This is a genomic window from Nocardioides sp. WS12 (genome assembly GCF_014108865.1).
Classification (GTDB): Bacteria; Actinomycetota; Actinomycetes; order Propionibacteriales; family Nocardioidaceae; genus Nocardioides.
Genome location: NZ_CP053928.1, coordinates 2427778 through 2442616, shown reverse-complemented (window position 1 = coordinate 2442616; position 14839 = coordinate 2427778). Strand labels below are relative to the sequence as shown.

Genomic DNA, 14839 nt, shown 5'->3' with positions numbered 1-14839 from the left:
TCGGATTAGCGTGTGAGCATGGTCACCACGTTGCACGGCACTCCCGTTGTCCCCGGCCTCGCCTACGGACCTGCGCAGGTCACCGTCTCCGCCGTCCCCGAAGAGGCGATCAGGACGTACGGAGACGGCGGCCACGCCGACGACGTGGCCGCCCTTGCCGCCTACGACGCCGCGGCGGCCGTGGTCGCCGAAGGCTTCCGCGAGAAGGCCACCACCGTCGACGGCGCGACCGCGGGCGTGCTGATCGCGAGCGCGGGCCTGGCCACCGATCGGGGCCTGCGCGGGGCGGTCCGCAAGAACCTGCGCGCCGGCGAACCGCTGCTGACCGCCGTGGACCGGGCCGTCGAGCAGTTCGTGACCGTGTTCACCGGCATGGGCGGACTGATGGCCGAGCGGGTGACCGACCTGCGCGACATTCGCAGCCGGATCATCGCCCGTCTCGTCGGCGAGCCCGAACCGGGGGTCTCGATGCCGACGGCGCCGACGATCCTCGTGGCCGCCGATCTCGCTCCGGCCGACACCGCCGGACTCGATCCGGCCCTGGTGATCGCCTTGGTCACCGAGCGCGGCGGCCCGACGAGCCACACCGCGATCATCGCGCGCCAGCTCGGCATCCCGTGCGTCGTGGGAGCCGCCGGCGTCGTCGCCGCCTCAGCCGGACGCCAACTGCTGGTCGACGGAGCGACCGGCACGATCGAGGTCGATCCCGACCCGGCGGCCTCGTCCGCGAGAGTCGCTGCCGATGCTTCCTCCCGGGCCGCACTGGCCGAGTGGGAGGGTCCGTGCCGGACGGCCGACGGCCACGATGTGAAGCTGCTCGCCAACGTCGCGGACGCCGCGTCCTCCGCCGCCGCCGCGCGCGGTCCCGTCGAGGGGGTCGGCCTCTTCCGGACCGAGCTCAGCTTCCTCGATCGCGAGACCGAACCGAGCGTGGAGGAGCAGACACTCCTCTACGCCGAGGTCCTCGCTCCCTTCGCGCGCGACGGGCAGCACGTCGTCGTGCGCACGCTCGATGCCGGGTCCGACAAGCCGATCGCCTTCGCGACCCACGGCGACGAGGAGAACCCGGCGCTGGGAGTGCGCGGGCTCCGCCTGTCGTTCACCGACCAGGGACTCCTCGATCGCCAACTCGACGCCGTCGCCGCCGCAGCCGAGCGGACCGGTACTCGGACGTGGGTGATGGCTCCGATGGTGGCCACCGTCGATGAGGCACGCGGTTTCGCCGCGGCCGTCCGGTCCCGTGGTCTCGAGGTCGGCGTGATGGTCGAAGTCCCCAGCGCCGCCCTGCTGGCTGACCGGATGCTCGCCGAGGTCGACTTCCTCTCGATCGGCACCAACGACCTGACCCAGTACACGATGGCTGCGGACCGGATGTGCAGCGACCTCGCCCACCTGACCGACCCGTGGCAGCCAGCGGTCCTCCAGCTCGTCGCCCTCACCGCGCAGGCCGGGCAGCGCGCGGGGAAGCCCGTCGGCGTGTGCGGGGAAGCCGCGGCCGATCCCCTCCTGGCCTGTGTCCTGGTGGGTCTCGGGATCACGTCGCTGTCAATGGCGGCCGCTGCCGTCCGCCCCGTCGGGGCACAGCTCGCCACGGTCACCCTCGACCAGTGTCGAAAAATGGCGGACGCGGCGCTCGCGGCTGCGGATCCTTCCGCAGCACGCGAGGCCGCGCGCCTCGTCGATACCTCGGGAGCCTAGGCCTCCGGGTCGACCTCGATCGTCGACGAAGCCTCGTCCTGGCCGTGCTCCGCGATCGCCCGGCGGGAGGACTCACGGATCTCGAAGATCTCCGTGGCGAATCCGCCCACCGCACTGGCGACCTCACCGACGGCACGGGTCAGGATCGTGGCCACCTCACCCACGGTGTGAGCCGCGGCCTCGACACCTGACTGCATGGTGTCCTTGGCGATCTCGGCCTTGCTGAGGTGGTCGCGTCCGTCGTTCATGGGTCCAGTGTCCCCTGTCAAGGCTCAGGCAGCCAACGAGTCGTCGATCACGGCCTGCGGACCGCGGACGGGCGCCGCCGGCGTCTTGCCGCCCGGGAACGCGAGGCGGACGATCTTCTTGAAGACACTGAACAGCTGCCGGGGCAGGGAGCCCGTGTTGTAGGGCAGGCCGTAGCGCTCGCAGATCTCCTGGACCTCGACGGCCATCTCCGGGTAACGGCGCGCCGGGATGTCCGGGAACAGGTGGTGCTCGATCTGGTGCGACAGGTTGCCGCTCATCACGTGCATCAGCTTGCTGCCGGTGATGTTGGCCGAGCCGAGCATCTGGCGCAGGTACCACTGGCCGCGGGTCTCGTTCTCGGTCTCCTCCTCGGTGAACGTCGCGACGCCCGCCGGGAAGTGACCGCAGAAGATGATGTTGAAGGTCCAGATGTTGCGGATGATGTTGGCCGTGAAGTTGCCAGCCAGGGTGCTGAGGAAGAACGGGCCGGTCAGCAGCGGGAACAGGACGTAGTCCTTGAGGATCTGCTTGCCCATCTTCTTGCGGAGCCGGCGCCAGATCGGGGCGTTCTCGCCGCGGAAGAGCGGGCGACGACCGGCCAGCACCTCTTCGGCCTCGAGGTCGTGGACCGCCACGCCCCACTCGAAGAAGGTCATCAGCAAGAACGCGTAGAGCGGGTTCCCGAGGTAGATGGGGCGCCACTTCTGGTCCTCGTCCATCCGGAGGATGCCGTACCCCACGTCGCGGTCCTTGCCCACGATGTTGGTGTACGTGTGGTGCATGTAGTTGTGGCCGTACTTCCAGTTCTCGGCCGGCGCCATCGTGTCCCAGTCGAACTGGCGGGAGTTGAACGCGGGGTCGCCCATCCAGTCGTACTGGCCGTGCATGACGTTGTGGCCGATCTCCATGTTGTCGAGGATCTTCGACACGCTCAGGGAGGCGACGGCCAGCGGCCAGGCCGGCGGCAGGTAGAACAAGGCGCGGCCGGCGATCTCGAAGCTGCGCTGGGCCTTGACGACCTTGCGGAGGTACTCCGCGTCGGGCTCGCCCAGGTCGGCGATCGTGCGCAGGCGCAGGGCGTCGAGCTCGGCGCCGAGGCTGTCGATCTCGGCGTGGGTCAGGCCGTGGTACTTCTCGTTCGTGGTCTCCACGATGGTGTCAGTCATCAGAATTCCTTCGGTGGTTGAGGTGCGAGCGGAGCGAGCCTCGAAACTCACAGGTCGATGTGGCAGTCACCGGCGGCGGCGGTCACGCAGATGCGGACCTCCTCGTCCGGCACAGCGGACTCCTCGCCGGTCAGGATGTTGCGGACGGTGCCCACGGTCTTGGTGCGCGTGCACGAGAAGCAGATGCCCATCCGGCAGCCGAACTCGGGCGTGAGCCCGGCCTGCTCGGCCTGCTCGAGGATGCTGGCGCCGGAGGCGGCGACGGTCTTGCCGGAGCGGGTGAAGGCGATGTCGCCCTCGATCTCCTCGCCGGGACGGGCAGCCCGGGCAACGGCGGGCTTGAAGAACTCCATCCGCAGCCGGGTCGAGTCGTCGTACGCCGCCTTGACCAGCTCGACGAGCCCCGGAGGGCCACAGAGCCACGTGTCGGTGTCGCGGTAGTCCGCCACCAGCCGACGGAGTTCGAACTCGCTGAACACCTGGTCGCCGTAGCGCAGGTGGACATCGATGCCGTTGTCGGCCGCGGCGATCTCGGCAAGTTCATCGGCGAAGATCTGGTCCTCGGCGCTGCGGGCGAAGTGCAGGAAGGTGACCTTGCGGCCGGCGTGGGCCACACCGTCGCGCTGATACCCGTCACGCAGCAGCGTGCGGATCATCGACATCGCCGGCGTGATGCCCGAGCCGCCGGTGATGAAGAGCAGGCGGCTGATGGTCGGGGTCGCCGGGCTCTCGACGAGGGTGAACTCGCCCTGCGCCTGGCTGAGGTGGATGATCTGACCGGGCGCCGCCTCGCGGACGAGGTACGACGACACCTGGCCTTCGTCGTGAGCGCGGATCGTGAGGGTGAACCGCTCCCCCTTGCCCGACGCGGCCGAGGAGATCGAGAACGCCCGGGTGTAGCGCTTGGCCACGCCGGGGATCTCGACGCCCACGAGGACGTGCTGGCCGGCCTGGTGGCCGCGCCACGTGGACGTGGGCTGGAGGGTCAGGGTTGCGACCGGGGCGTCGCCGTCGGTCTCGCGGTGGATCGACACGATCCGGGCGCGGACCTCGTGGGCAGCCCACATCGGGTTGAAGCGTTCGAGGTAGCGGTCGACACCATGCGGGCTGGCGAGTGCGCCAACGAGCCGGGAACGCAGGATCGCGGACATTCGGCCTCCTTCGGTGGAAGTTTGGGTGTACGTCTGTACACCGAAACTCTGACGCGTTCTGCACCGCCGGTCAACGCGCCTCGCGCGTGACAGTGCACACATGTTCACTCACGGTAGGATGGTGAGGTGACCGAGACCCGCGTGGAGCGCAAGGAGAAGACGCGCCGCGCGATTCTGGATGCGGCCCTGGGGCTGTCGGCAGACACGACCCTGGTCGCCCTGTCCCTGCGGCAGGTCGCCAAGGAGGTCGGCATCGTGCCGACCGCGTTCTACCGGCACTTCCCCTCGATCGACGACCTCGGCCTGGCGCTGGTGGAGGAGTCCCTCGACACCCTGCGCACCCTGCTGCGCGAACTCCGGCACACCGTCGGCAACGACGCACGCTCGATCATCGACGGATCGGTCACCGTGCTGGTCGACCAGGTCCGCCAGCACCATGCGCACTTCGGCTTCATCGCACGGGAACGGTTTGCCGGTCCCCCGCCGGTCCGCGAGGCGATCGCCCGCGGGATCGAGTTGGCCGAACGCGAACTGGCCACCGACCTCGCTCACCTGCCGGGCACGGACAGCTGGTCCGAGGAGGACCTCCAGACGCTGTCCTCGCTGATCGTCGGCGCGATGGTGACGACCGCAGAGCGGCTGCTCACGGCCGGGCCCGGCTCCCCCGCGGAACGCAAGATCGCCGACAGCACCCGTGCCCAGCTCCGGATGATGCTGATCGGCGCGAAGCACTGGCGCTCGGACCGCTGACCGCCGATCAGCCAACCGTCACGCTCGTCACGTTCGATGGACGTGGCGCGCCGGGACCGTCACGCTGACGCGGTGTCCTCCGCTCCCCTGACGACCACGCTCAGTACCGCTGCCCGCAACGCCTGGGCGATCTCGCCCTTCGGCGACGGCGTCGAACAGTACGACGGCCTGCCGACCACCGTCCTCAGTGACGAGCCGCACCGCCGGCTGAGCCGCTACGACCGCGCCACGTCCGCCACGGCGCCCCGTCCCGTGCTCCTGGTGCCGCCCCTCGCCGTGTCCGCGCGTTGCTTCGATCTCCGACCGGGCCAGAGCCTGGCCGCCCATCTCGTCGACGCCGACCGGGCGACGTACCTCATCGACTACGGCTCCATCGGCTTCGCGGACCGCGCGATGGGCTTCGAGACCTGGATCGACGACATCCTGCCCACCGCGATCCACGCGGTGCTGGCCGATCACGACGCCGATGCCGTCGACCTCGTCGGCTGGTCCCTCGGCGGCACGATGAGCCTGCTGACCGCGGCCGCCCACCCCGATCTGCCGATCGGCTCGCTGACGGCCTTCGGCACCCCGATCGACTACCGGCAGATCCCCGCCGTGCAGCCGCTGATCACTGCCGACCGGTTGCTCGGATCACGCGCGATGGTGGTGCCGACGGCAGTCCTGGGCGGCGTGCCCCGCCATCTGGTCCGCGCCAGCTATCGGGCCATGGCGCCGCGTCGCGAGCTGACCAAGGCCGTCCACCTGGCGCGGCACCTCCTCGACACCGAGGCGCTGGCCCGGACCACCGCGATCGACGACTTCATCGGCGAGATGCCCGGCTACCCGGGCCGCGCCTACCACCAGATCCACACCCGGCTGATGGCGCGCAACGAACTCCATTCCGGCGTGGTCCACCTGAGCAGCGACCGCGCGGTCCACCTCGACGCCATCACGGCGCCGGTGCTGTTCGTCGGCAGCGAGACCGACAACATCGCCAACGGCCCGGCCGTGCGCGCGGGCGTGGACGTCGTACCCGGGGCGCGTTACGCGGCCGCAGACGGACTCAGCCACCTCGGCCTGGTCGCCGGACCGCGCGCCGCCCAGCTGAGCTGGACGGCGATGGACGACTTCCTGGCCGAAGTGGCTGAGGAACTTCTCGTCTGACCTCGCGGGTCAGTGTGCGGCGGGTGCCCCTTCGGGAGCCTCGACCTTGGACGGCAACAGCAGGGCCATCGCTACCACGACGATGCCGATGATGGCACCTGTCGCGAAGGCCCACTGCAGACCGCCCATGAACGCCTCGCCCTGGGTGTGACCCGACTCGGCGAGGTGCTCGCTCCGGTTGGTCATGATGACGACCAGCATCGCGGTACCGATCGCACCGGAGACCTGCTGCAGCGTCCCGAGCAGCGAGCTGCCGTGCGAGTACAGGTGCGGGGCGAGGTCGCCCAGGCCGATGGTGAAGACCGGCGTGAAGATCATCGCCAGGCTCGCCATCAGCGCCACGTGCAGCCCCAGGATGAGGGCGTACGGCGTCTCGGCACCGATCCGGCTCAGGCCGAACATCAGGACCACCATGAAGATCGAGCCGGGGATCACGAGGGGTCGCGATCCGATCCGGTCGTAGATCTTGCCGACCCGCGGGCCGAGCAGGCCCATGGCGAGGCCACCGGGCATGACCAGCAGGCCGGTCTGGAGCTCGGAGAGGCCGCGCAGGTTCTGCAGGTAGAGCGGCAGCAGGATCATCGATCCGAGGAAGGCCATGAAGGCGGCCGACATGAGGACGAGCGAGACGGTGTAGTTGCGGTGCTTCAGCGTCCGCAGGTCCATCAGCGGACGCTCGGAGCGCTGCAGGAACAGCTGGTAGACCGCGAAGGCCGCGATCAGGATGACGCCGCCACCGATGTACAGCGCGGGCTCGGGCCAGTCCGCATTGCCGACCTTGCTCAGGCCGAACACGAAGGTGCTGAAACCGCCGGCAGCGAGCACGACGCTCAACCAGCTGACCGGGCTCGTGGTCGTCTCGCCGACGTTCTCCAACGCCCGGAATCCGAAGAAGCCGACCAGCAGGGCGATCGGGAGGACGACCACGAAGATCAGGCGCCACGAGCCGAAGTGGAGCAGCACGCCGGACACCGTCGGCCCGAGCGCAGGAGCGACGGACATGGCCAGGGTGACCTGGCCCATGACGCGGCCGCGGTCCTCGGCGGCCACCACGGTCATCAGGGTGGTCATCAGCAGCGGCATCATGACCGCCGTACCGCCGGCCTGGACGACGCGGCCCACGAGCAGGATGCCGAAGGTCGGAGCCAGCGCGGCGATCAGCGTGCCGATGCTGAACGTGATCATGGCTGTTGCGTACGCCGTCCGGGTGGTCACGCGCTGCAGGAACCAGCCCGTCACCGGGATGACGGCCGCCATCGTCAGCATGAACACCGTCAGCGACCACTGGGCAGTGGACTCGCTGATGTTGAAGTCCGTCATCAGACGCGGCAACGCGTTGACGAGGGTCGTCTCGTTGAGGATCACGACGAACGTCGCCGCGACCAGGAGCTTGATCACCAGTGGAGTCCGGCCCGGGTTCGCCGAACTCGTGAACTCATCTTCGAACTCGGCAATGTCGCCGGTCTCGATGGGCGCAGTCATGGGGGGTCCTAACGTTGGTGGTGGCATGGGCCAGCGGTGGCCGGCCGCCATCAGGTGCATCTCGATGCTCGGTGGGCCCGTCGCTCACTACTTCTACGAACGGGCCGTCATCGTTTCGACAGCGGAAACGACGAAAACTCATCGAAGGTTCGTCGAAACCCTGTGGTGGTCAATGCTCCCGCACCCCGGGAGATTCCCGCCAACGAATAAAAACGGTAACGAGTTTCAGGCCGTGACATCCCGGCTGAGCGCCGTTTCCCCCACCAGGCCGGTCAACTTGTGCGGATTGCGCATCGCGTAGATCCGTGCGATCCGGTCTCCCTCGAACACCAGGCTGACGGCCGTGAGCTCGCCCTGGACCTCGATCCGGGCTGCCGGCGCACCATTGATCCAGACCATCTCCACGACGCCACCGGGCGCGATGAGCGCGAAGTTGGACAGCAACCGGGCCACCGGGTCCGATCCGCTGAGCGGCTTGCGGATCGCCTGCGCGATGCCCCCGCCGTCGGCCTTCAACACCACGTCGGGCGCCAGTACGGCGAGCAGGCCCTGGACGTCGCCAGTCTGCACAGCAGCGAGGAACCGCTCCACGACCGCCCGTTGCTCGTCGCGGTCGACCGCGACGCGAGGCCGCCGGGCCGCGACGTGGTTGCGCGCCCGCAGTGCGATCTGCCGCACCGTGGCCGACGACTTCCCCACGGCCTCGGCGATCTCGTCGTACGGCGTGTCGAAGACCTCGCGCAGCACGAACACAGCGCGCTCGGTCGGCCCGAGCGTCTCCAGCACCGTCATCATCGCCATCGAGACGCTCTCGGCGAGTTCGATGTCATCGGCCACGTCCGGCGCGGTCAACAACGGCTCGGGGAGCCATTCGCCGACGTACTCCTCACGACGGCGGGCCATCGTCCGCACCCGGTTGAGTGCCTGCCGGGTGACGATGCGGACCAGGTATGCGCGCGGATGCTGCACCTCGGAGTGGTCGACCTCGGCCCAGCGCAGCCACGTCTCCTGGACGACGTCCTCGGCATCGACCGCTGAACCGAGCATCTCGTAGGCGACGGTGAACAGCAGGTTCCGGTGCCGGACGAACGGGTCCTCGCTCACAGCGACGAGGGTACGACGCCAGCGGGCCCCGCCAGCACGGCCATCGGACGCAGACCGCACGATGCGGCGAAGCCCTCCGACTCGATGCCGAGCGCGACATTGCCGCGCGCCATCAGGTTCGCCATGCCGACATAGGACGTCAGCTCGACCAGTCCCGGCGCACCGAGCGCGTCGAGCAGTCGCGCCGACAACTCGTCGGTGACCGTGGGCGGCGTGGCGGTCATCGCCTCGGCGTACTCGAGGACGTCACGCTCGAGGGGCGTGAACGCCTCGGAGGTGCGCCAGAGCGGCACTTCGCGGGCCTTGTCGAGGTCGAGACCTTCGTTGTGCGCCTGGAAGTAACCGAGGTCGAGGCAGAAGCTGCACCCGATCTGTGCCGCGACCGCCATGTGCGCGTAGGACTTGAGGTCGAGGTCGACCTCGTTCCACTTCCGCGACTTCTGGCCGAGGGCCATCGTGGCCTTGAGGGCCGGCTTGTGGTGCCACAGGACGCCGAGCGACTCGGGCACCTTGCCGAACATCTTCTTGCTGAACTTCTTCACCAGGGACCCGTAGACACCATCGATCGGGATGGCCGGGACGCGCGTCGTGCTGGTCATGTCTCTCTCCTCCTGTGGGGGTGGGTTCGGCATGTTGACACCGACGCACCGCCCGGTGTGACAGGAAGGCGAAAGAAAAGTTCAGCGGGTGAAGATGATCTTTCCGAAGACGTCACCCGAGGCCATTGCGGCGAAGCCGTCGCGCGCCTCGGTCATCGGCAGCACCCGGTCGATCACGGGCCGCAGGCCCGTGGCGTCGAGCATCGTGACGAGGGACGCGAGCTCGTCGCGGGTGCCCATCGTCGAGCCGATGACGCTCAACTGCAGGAAGAAGATCCGGGTCAGTTCGGCGTCGTCGAGGTTCGGGCCCGACGTCGTGCCCGAGACGACGATCCGGCCACCGGGCCGCAGCGCGCGGATCGAGTGCGACCAGGTGGCGCGCCCGACGGTCTCCATCACGGCGTCGACCTTGACGGGCAGCCGGGCACCGGACTCGAACACCTCGTGGGCGCCGAGCTCGAGTGCCTTGGCGCGCTTGGCCTCGTCACGGCTGGTCGCCAGCACCCGCAGGCCACCCGCCCGCGCCAGGGCGATGAGCGCCGTGGCGACACCGCCCCCGGCGCCCTGCACCAGCACGGTCTCGCCGGGCTTCATGGCGCCCTGCGTGTAGAGCATCCGGTAGGCAGTCAGCCAGGCCGTCGGCAGACAGGCAGCTTCCTCGAAGGACAGCGAGGCCGGCTTCGGGACGATGTTGCCCCTGGGCACGATCACCTTGTCGGCGAAGGTGCCCTGGTGCCGCTCGGACAGCAGCGACCGGCGCGGGTCGAAGGTCTCGTCTCCGCGCCAGGCAGGGTCCGAGACGACCGCGTGGACGACGACCTCGTTGCCGTCCTCGTCGTACCCGGCGGCGTCACAGCCGAGGATCATCGGCAGCGCCTCGGCCTTGAGGCCGACCCCACGCAGCGACCAGAGGTCGTGGTGGTTCAGCGACGCAGCCTTGACGGTGACCGTCGCCCACCCCTCGGGTGCGACCGGGTCGGGACGTTCGCCGACGACCAGTCCGGTCAGCGGTTCGTCGGCGGAAGCGGCAAAGGAATCGGCGTAGACAGCGAACACGTGCCGAGCCTAGCGAGCGCCGAGGTCGACCCCGCGCAACAGGTCAGGCGCGGGCAACGCCGTCGCGGCGTGCGGCCTCGGCCACCGCCGCGGCAACGGCCGGGCCGACCCGCGGGTCGAACGGCGAGGGGATCACGAACTCCTCGGTGAGGTCGTCGCCGACGAGCGCGGCCAGCGCGTCGGCAGCGGCGACCTTCATGCCCTCGGTGATCGAACTCGCGTGCACGTCGAAGGCGCCGCGGAAGATGCCCGGGAAGGCCAGCACGTTGTTGATCTGGTTCGGGAAGTCCGACCGGCCGGTGGCCACGATCCGGGCGTGCCGGTGGGCGACGTCGGGATGGACCTCGGGGTTCGGGTTCGCCATCGCGAAGATGATCGCGTCGTCGGCCATGGTCGCGACGACCTCTTCGGGCACGGTTCCGCCGGACACACCGACGTAGACGTCGGCGCCGTTGAACGCATCGGCGAGGGTGCCCCGACGGCCGCACTTGTCGGCGGTCAGTTCGGCGAGCGCCTTCTTCGACGGCGTGAGGTCGTTGCGGTCCGAGCTCACGACGCCCTTGCGGTCGGTCACCGCGATGTCGCGGATGCCGGCAGCGAGCAGGATCTTCGCGATCGCCACACCGGCGGCGCCCGCACCGGAGATGACGACGCGGGTCGTCTCGGCCTTGCGTCCGGTCAACTTGAGGGCGTTGGTCAGCGCGGCCAGGGTGACCACGGCAGTGCCGTGCTGGTCGTCGTGGAAGACGGGGATGTCGAGGGCCTCCTTGAGACGGTCCTCGATCTCGAAGCAACGCGGCGCGGAGATGTCCTCGAGGTTGATCCCCCCGAAGCTCGGCGCCAGGCGCACGACGGTCTCGATGATCTCCTCGACGTCGGTCGTCGCCAGGCAGATCGGAATGCCGTCGACGCCGCCGAACTGCTTGAAGAGAATCGCCTTGCCCTCCATCACGGGCATGGCCGCAGCGGGGCCGATGTCACCGAGACCGAGGACGGCGGTGCCGTCGGTCACGATCGCAACGGTGTTGGGGACCCACGTGTAGTGGCGGGTCAGGCTCGGATCGGCAGCGATCGCTTCGCACACCTCGGCGACACCGGGGGTGTACGCGAGGGAGAGCTGGTCCTTGGTGCTGACGTCGGCCGTGGAGACGGTCGCCATCTTGCCGCCGACGTGCAGATCAAAGACCGGTTCGCCCGCGTGCGGGTGGGAAGAAGAAACGTCAGCGGCCACGACCGGCAATCCTCGCACACGCAGGGCAGTTACCTGGCGACTGTCCGGATGAGACAGGTCACAGCACCTGCGGCCGTGGCCAGACACGCAGCCGCGCCACGCCCAGGACGTCGTCCGGTGCGATCGCTCCACGATGCCGGGAGTCGGTGCTCTGCTCCGGGTTGTCGCCCACCAACCACCAGCGCACGCCACGCCGTTCGCTGGCTCGCTTGATCACCAGGGTGTCGTCGGGAAACCGGGCCACCACGACGTGCCCGGGTCGCACCCGGGCGCCATAGGACACCAGCAGGCGGTCTCCCGCCGACAGGGTCGGTTCCATCGATTCACCGCGTACGACGGCCATTCCGATCTTGCCGCCGATCCTGCCGCCGATCCTGCGTCGGTGTCCCGACGTACGACCTGCCGTTGCCCTGCCTGCCATGCCGAGTAGTGTCGCAGGCGCAGCTTCGTTCCCCATCGAACTCAGGAGAGGACCCACATGTTCTCGCGTCTCATTCCCAGCCTGATCGCCCCGTCGATCGAGGTTTCCGCGCACTGCGACCTGCCGTGCGGCGTCTACGACCCGGCCCAGGCCCGCATCGAAGCCGAGTCGATCAAGGCCGTGATCGCCAAGGCACTCGACAGCGACGACCCGGACTTCCGGACCCGCGCCGTCCTCATCAAGGAGCAGCGCTCCGAGCTGGTCAAGCACCACCTGTGGGTGCTGTGGACCGACTACTTCAAGCCGCCGCACTTCGAGGCGTACCCGCAGCTGCACACGCTGATCAACGAGGCCACCAAGCTCGCCGGTGCCGGTGGCACCAAGGGCACCCTCGACGCCGGCGTGGCCGACCAGCTGCTCGCCAAGATCGACGAGATCGCCGAGATCTTCTGGGCGACCAAGAAGGCCTGACGAACCGGGACCAACGTCCCGATTTCGGAACCGCACGTCCTTCGGGGCGTGCGGTCCCTGTCATTTCGGGTGTCCCTGCCGATCGGGAGCTTCGTACCCGGGCGCCTCCAGACCCGGGAACCACCGGAGGGAGACACCCGCGATGCATCGCGCCCTGTTCAAGATTCTCGTCGTCCTGGGCCTCGGCCTGGGTCTGACGTTCACGTCCGCGCCGGTTGCGGGCGCGAGTGCACCGACCGCTGACCGCGCAGTGGCCGTCGCCGCCCAGGTGGCGCCGGACTGCTCCGCCAAGGAGGCCGCCCTGGCCAAGGCCCGCGCCAATTACGGCAGCCGGGTCAGCATGGCCAAGAAGGTCCGCAACCTGGTGGCGAAGGCCCAGCGGGCGGAGAAGCGCGCCAAGACGCGCAAGGCCAAGAAGGCCCGCCACGCCAAGGTGGTCAAGCTCAACAAGCAGTTCAAGGCCGAGATGGCCAAGGTCCGTGCCGGTCTGGCCGTGGTCAGGGTCCACCAGGCCCGGGTGACGGCGTGCAAGAACCCCGTTCCGACTGGTCCGACCGCGAGCCCGATCCAGACCCTCTGCGATGCCGGCGTCCCGCAGCAGGTCTGCGACATCCTCGGCCAGCTCGTTCCCGGCGGTTCCACGGCGAGCCCGCTGTACCTGCTCTGCTCGTCCGCTCCGCAGGCGAAGCCGCTCTGCGACCTGATCTCAACGGGCACCGCGCCTGAGCCGGCCGACCTGCTCAATGTCGTCAACACCGTGCTCAGCGCTCTCGGCCTCGGTGACCTGCTGGACGACCTGCTCGACGGCCTCGGCCTCGGGTCCGTCCTGGACCTGGACGACCTGCTGGACCTGCTCGACCTGCTCGGTGGTCTGCTGCCCTGAAGACTGACCTGAAGGCTGCCTTGAGGCTGGCCTGACCGCCGCTTGCTACCGGATGACGGCCGCGCTCCCGACGGGGCGCGGCCGTTGTCGTAGGCTCATGCCGTTCAGGTCCCCAGCCTTCCCTCGGAGGAACGGTATGCCCGAGACGAGCACCCCCGTATCCGGTGACACCGCCACCGCAGGCGACCCCACGGAGGTCGAGCTGCGGCTCCCTGCGGACGGCGCCTACGCAGCGGTGCTGCGCACCCTGACTGCCGGCCTGGCCGCTCGTCTGGACTTCACCATGGACGACATCGAGGACCTCCGCATCGCGGTGTCCGAGGCTGCGGCAATGGTGCTCGAGGAGGCCGACGAAGGCACCGTCCTCGACTGTCGGTTCCGGCTGACCCCGGGCGAACTCATGCTCACGATCAGCGCCGAGGCGCAGTCGCCAACACCGCCGGACTACGAGAGCTTCGGCTGGCAGGTCCTGGCAACGCTGGCGGCGGAGGCCGCGATCGACACCGCCCCCGGCTCCTATGCGGTGCGCCTCACGGTGCGGTCGTCGCTCGAGTCATGACTGCCGACCTCTCTCGGGGGAGCGCTGGCAGCGGGCGGTCAGCTGCAACCGAACGCACCCGCCGGATCAGCGCCCTGCTGTTCCTGTGGCTGCGCGACCCGGATGCCTTCGAGGACATCCGCGACGACGTACTCGATGAGTTCCGCGCGGACGACGTCTGCCAGGCCCTGCTGCGCAAGGACCCGCGCGAGGCCCTCCTCGAGCTGCACATGCCGCTGGTGGAGCACTGCGCGCGGCGCTTCCGCAACCGCGGCGAGCCCTACGAGGACCTCGTCCAGGTCGGCACCATCGGCCTGATCAAGTCGGTCGACCGCTTCGACACCGAGCGCGGCGTGGAGTTCTCGACCTATGCCACGCCGACGATCATCGGCGAGATCAAGCGGTACTTCCGCGACAAGGGCTGGGCGATCCGGGTCCCCCGTCGGCTGCAGGAACTGCGAATGCAGATCAGCGCGACGACCGCCGAGCTCACGCAGAGCCTGGGTCGCTCCCCCACGGCCCGCGAACTCTCTGAAGCGATCGGCTGCTCGGTCGAGGAGATCGTCGAGGGCCTGGAATCGAGCAACGCCTACTCCACGCTGTCCCTGGACGCCACCGACGACGACTCCGACCGCGGCGGCGGACAGAGCATGCTCGACGCGATGGGCGTCGACGACGAAGCTCTTGAGCACGTGGAGATCCGCGAGTCGGTCAAGCCGCTCCTGGAGAACCTCCCGCCGCGGGAGAAGAAGATCCTGCTGCTGCGCTTCTTCAAGAACATGACCCAGTCGCAGATCGCCGAGGAGATCGGCGTCTCCCAGATGCACGTCTCCCGACTCCTGGGCCGCACCCTCGAGCAGTTGCGCGAGTCCCTGGAGTCCGAGGCCTGACCAG

At 69.0% G+C, this 14839-nt stretch carries 16 protein-coding genes; 7 read left to right on the top strand and 9 right to left on the bottom strand.

Annotated elements, in window-relative coordinates; translation table 11 throughout:
* Window positions 1-18 precede the first annotated feature (18 nt).
* The gene (gene ptsP / locus HRC28_RS11840; RefSeq protein WP_182380264.1) at window positions 19-1698 is read left to right on the top strand and encodes a phosphoenolpyruvate--protein phosphotransferase; all 1680 of its coding nucleotides are present in this window, start codon (window positions 19-21) and stop codon (window positions 1696-1698) included.
* Here the strand turns inward: ptsP and HRC28_RS11835 are convergent.
* The 3 genes from HRC28_RS11835 to HRC28_RS11825 are packed head-to-tail and all read right to left on the bottom strand — an operon-like array spanning window position 1695 to window position 4264.
* On the bottom strand, window positions 1695-1946 hold the full coding sequence (locus HRC28_RS11835) for a hypothetical protein (protein WP_182380263.1): 252 nt from the start codon (window positions 1944-1946) through the stop codon (window positions 1695-1697). The two genes, ptsP and HRC28_RS11835, sit on opposite strands and share 4 nt — an antisense overlap.
* A gap of 24 nt (window positions 1947-1970) precedes the next feature.
* A complete protein-coding gene (locus HRC28_RS11830) occupies window positions 1971-3113 on the bottom strand; it encodes an acyl-CoA desaturase (protein WP_182380262.1) in 1143 nt (380 codons plus the stop codon).
* A gap of 47 nt (window positions 3114-3160) precedes the next feature.
* Complete coding sequence (locus tag HRC28_RS11825) at window positions 3161-4264, bottom strand: ferredoxin reductase (RefSeq protein WP_182380261.1); 1104 nt, start codon at window positions 4262-4264, stop codon at window positions 3161-3163.
* 126 nt (window positions 4265-4390) lie between these two features.
* Here HRC28_RS11825 and HRC28_RS11820 point away from each other — a divergent pair, with 126 nt between their 5' ends.
* Window positions 4391-5014: a TetR family transcriptional regulator gene (locus HRC28_RS11820; protein ID WP_237111806.1), complete on the top strand. Its 624-nt coding sequence runs from the start codon at window positions 4391-4393 to the stop codon at window positions 5012-5014.
* Between the two features lie 72 nt (window positions 5015-5086).
* Window positions 5087-6160: an alpha/beta fold hydrolase gene (locus HRC28_RS11815; protein WP_237111805.1), complete on the top strand. Its 1074-nt coding sequence runs from the start codon at window positions 5087-5089 to the stop codon at window positions 6158-6160.
* Between the two features lie 9 nt (window positions 6161-6169).
* On the opposite strand, the gene HRC28_RS11810 is transcribed toward HRC28_RS11815, so the two are convergent.
* The 6 genes from HRC28_RS11810 to sodX all read right to left on the bottom strand — a co-directional run bounded on the left by HRC28_RS11810 (window position 6170) and on the right by sodX (window position 12053).
* Entirely contained in the window at window positions 6170-7642 is a 1473-nt protein-coding gene (locus tag HRC28_RS11810) for an MDR family MFS transporter (RefSeq protein ID WP_182380259.1), read from the bottom strand.
* A gap of 225 nt (window positions 7643-7867) precedes the next feature.
* Window positions 7868-8746 (bottom strand): RNA polymerase sigma-70 factor, encoded by an 879-nt coding sequence (locus HRC28_RS11805; RefSeq protein ID WP_182380258.1) that lies wholly within the window; start codon window positions 8744-8746, stop codon window positions 7868-7870.
* Window positions 8743-9345 (bottom strand): carboxymuconolactone decarboxylase family protein, encoded by a 603-nt coding sequence (locus tag HRC28_RS11800; RefSeq protein ID WP_182380257.1) that lies wholly within the window; start codon window positions 9343-9345, stop codon window positions 8743-8745. The genes HRC28_RS11805 and HRC28_RS11800 overlap by 4 nt, the downstream gene beginning before the upstream one ends.
* 81 nt (window positions 9346-9426) lie before the next feature.
* Entirely contained in the window at window positions 9427-10401 is a 975-nt protein-coding gene (locus tag HRC28_RS11795; RefSeq protein WP_182380256.1) for a zinc-binding dehydrogenase, read from the bottom strand.
* Between the two features lie 43 nt (window positions 10402-10444).
* Complete coding sequence (locus tag HRC28_RS11790; protein ID WP_182380595.1) at window positions 10445-11560, bottom strand: NADP-dependent malic enzyme; 1116 nt, start codon at window positions 11558-11560, stop codon at window positions 10445-10447.
* A 130-nt stretch (window positions 11561-11690) separates the two neighbouring features.
* The gene (gene sodX / locus HRC28_RS11785; protein WP_182380255.1) at window positions 11691-12053 is read right to left on the bottom strand and encodes a nickel-type superoxide dismutase maturation protease; all 363 of its coding nucleotides are present in this window, start codon (window positions 12051-12053) and stop codon (window positions 11691-11693) included.
* A 57-nt stretch (window positions 12054-12110) separates the two neighbouring features.
* Here sodX and sodN point away from each other — a divergent pair, with 57 nt between their 5' ends.
* The 4 genes from sodN (at window position 12111) to HRC28_RS11765 (ending at window position 14835) form a co-directional block, all read left to right on the top strand.
* Window positions 12111-12524 carry a superoxide dismutase, Ni gene (gene sodN / locus HRC28_RS11780; protein WP_056706331.1) on the top strand — a complete coding sequence of 138 codons (414 nt, stop codon included), beginning with the start codon at window positions 12111-12113 and terminating at the stop codon, window positions 12522-12524.
* 142 nt (window positions 12525-12666) lie between these two features.
* Window positions 12667-13407 (top strand): hypothetical protein, encoded by a 741-nt coding sequence (locus tag HRC28_RS11775; protein ID WP_182380254.1) that lies wholly within the window; start codon window positions 12667-12669, stop codon window positions 13405-13407.
* A 136-nt stretch (window positions 13408-13543) separates the two neighbouring features.
* Window positions 13544-13966, top strand: coding sequence for an anti-sigma factor (locus tag HRC28_RS11770; RefSeq protein ID WP_182380253.1), 423 nt, complete (start codon window positions 13544-13546; stop codon window positions 13964-13966).
* Entirely contained in the window at window positions 13963-14835 is an 873-nt protein-coding gene (locus tag HRC28_RS11765; RefSeq protein WP_182380252.1) for an RNA polymerase sigma factor SigF, read from the top strand. The genes HRC28_RS11770 and HRC28_RS11765 overlap by 4 nt, the downstream gene beginning before the upstream one ends.
* Window positions 14836-14839: the final 4 nt, after the last annotated feature.

Excerpts from the sequence above, each read along its gene's own strand:
- ptsP (WP_182380264.1), top strand. The coding sequence starts at position 19 with ATGGTCACCACGTTGCACGGCACTCCCGTTGTCCCCGGCCTCGCCTAC.
- HRC28_RS11835 (WP_182380263.1), bottom strand. The coding sequence starts at position 1,946 with ATGAACGACGGACGCGACCACCTCAGCAAGGCCGAGATCGCCAAGGAC.
- HRC28_RS11830 (WP_182380262.1), bottom strand. The coding sequence starts at position 3,113 with ATGACTGACACCATCGTGGAGACCACGAACGAGAAGTACCACGGCCTG.
- HRC28_RS11825 (WP_182380261.1), bottom strand. The coding sequence starts at position 4,264 with ATGTCCGCGATCCTGCGTTCCCGGCTCGTTGGCGCACTCGCCAGCCCG.
- HRC28_RS11810 (WP_182380259.1), bottom strand. The coding sequence starts at position 7,642 with ATGACTGCGCCCATCGAGACCGGCGACATTGCCGAGTTCGAAGATGAG.
- HRC28_RS11800 (WP_182380257.1), bottom strand. The coding sequence starts at position 9,345 with ATGACCAGCACGACGCGCGTCCCGGCCATCCCGATCGATGGTGTCTAC.
- HRC28_RS11790 (WP_182380595.1), bottom strand. The coding sequence starts at position 11,560 with ATGGCGACCGTCTCCACGGCCGACGTCAGCACCAAGGACCAGCTCTCC.
- sodX (WP_182380255.1), bottom strand. The coding sequence starts at position 12,053 with ATGGCAGGCAGGGCAACGGCAGGTCGTACGTCGGGACACCGACGCAGG.
- sodN (WP_056706331.1), top strand. The coding sequence starts at position 12,111 with ATGTTCTCGCGTCTCATTCCCAGCCTGATCGCCCCGTCGATCGAGGTT.
- HRC28_RS11775 (WP_182380254.1), top strand. The coding sequence starts at position 12,667 with ATGCATCGCGCCCTGTTCAAGATTCTCGTCGTCCTGGGCCTCGGCCTG.
- HRC28_RS11770 (WP_182380253.1), top strand. The coding sequence starts at position 13,544 with ATGCCCGAGACGAGCACCCCCGTATCCGGTGACACCGCCACCGCAGGC.
- HRC28_RS11765 (WP_182380252.1), top strand. The coding sequence starts at position 13,963 with ATGACTGCCGACCTCTCTCGGGGGAGCGCTGGCAGCGGGCGGTCAGCT.